The 1,493-nt window shown below is 73.8% G+C and carries 1 protein-coding gene and 1 pseudogene; both read right to left on the minus strand.

What is annotated here, in order from left to right; genetic code table 11:
• A pseudogene (locus tag G4D87_RS39830) lies at positions 1 to 303 on the minus strand (response regulator); the annotation flags it as partial.
• A 195-nt stretch (positions 304 to 498) separates the two neighbouring features.
• The coding region (locus tag G4D87_RS37675; protein ID WP_163787579.1) for a calcium/sodium antiporter at positions 499 to 1,493 on the minus strand (995 nt) is incomplete at its 5' end.

A 1,493-nucleotide genomic window follows, 5' to 3' on the forward strand; every position in this document is an offset into this window, starting at 1 on the left:
GCGGTGAGGAGGCCCCCCGGGAGCCTCGAATGGACGGGGTGCCTCTTCAGCCGCCGGGCCAGCGCCAGGGGCTCCGTGCCGTCGGAGGCGATGAAGGTGTCGTACCCCACGGCCCCCAGCAGGCGAGTCGTCCACCACCAGGATGCGGCGGCGTCGGACCTCGGAGGAGGGCGCCACCGAGAGGAGCGGACGCGGCAGGGCATTGCCATGGCGGGCGCTAGCGATGAGGAAGGCCGCCGAGCGCACCATGGCCAGGCGTCCATCCGCCTGGGACGTGGCCCCGGCGACGTGGCCGAAGCGGCCCGAGCTCCTCGACCTCGTGGGGCTCCCGAGGAGCACGTGGGAGGTTGGCGGTCATCCCTGGTGAGGTGTGGCTGGGAAAGCGCGGGGACGCTGGGGGCGTTGCAGCGACGAGCAGCTCGTCGCCTTCTCGTGCAAAGCACGAGGGGCGGAGCGCGCCGAGGCGGCTCCCTCGCGCAGCGCGTCTGCGCCGCGCGTTCAGGCCGGCCGAGGCCGCCGCAGGCCTCGCGCCAGGAGGATGGCGAGCGTGAGCGCGGTGAGGGGCAGCACGAACCACCCCATGACGCGCGTGAAGCCGTGCAGGGCGTCGTGCTGCTGGGCGTCCAGGACAAGGTAGGCGGTATAGGCCACGTAGTAGGCGAAGAAGACGCCGCCCTCCCACCGGCTGATGACGTGGCCGGTGCGGAAGATGGGAAGGCACGCGACGGCCACTGCCAGCATCACCGGCAGGTCGAAGCTCACCACCGCGTCCGCCGCGGCCACCCCGCCAGGGGCCACGGTGGCGCAGAAGCCCAGCACCGCCAGGACGTTGAAGATGTTGCTGCCCACCACGTTGCCCACGGCGATGTCCCGCTCCCCCCGCATGGCGGCGAGGAGGGAGGTGGCCACCTCCGGCAGGGACGTGCCGCCGGCGATGAGCGTCAAGCCGATGACCAGCTCGCTCACCCCCAGCACCCGGGCGAACGCCACCGCGCCGGCCACCAGCCACCGCGAGCCCAGCACCAGCAACGCCAGGCCCACCGCGACGAAGAGCACGTCCCGCCACACGGGCCCGCGGGGGGCCGCCGAAGCCGCGCCCGGCGCCTGGCGCCGCTCACGCCGGCTGGCCACCACCGTCCACGCCGTGTAGCCCACGCCCCCGGCCACCAGCACCGTGCCGTCCAGGCGCGACACCCGGCCATCCAGACACATCAGCAACAGCGCCCCGGACACGCCCACCATCAGGGGCACCTCGCGCCACACCAACTGCCGCACCACCACCAGCGGCGTCACCAGCGCGGACACCCCGAGGATGAGCAGCACGTTGCAGATGTTGCTGCCCACCACGTTGCCCAGCGCCAGGTCCGGCTGCCCGCGCAGGCTCGCGGAGAGGGTCACCGCCAGCTCCGGCGCGCTGGTGCCGAGCGCCACCACCGTCAGCCCCACCACCAGCGGGGAGATGCCCAGCGCCAGGGCCAGGCCCGACGCGCCCC

Origin of the sequence: Myxococcus vastator, assembly GCF_010894475.1 — a bacterium.
In the GTDB taxonomy this organism is placed as follows: domain Bacteria; phylum Myxococcota; class Myxococcia; order Myxococcales; family Myxococcaceae; genus Myxococcus; species Myxococcus vastator.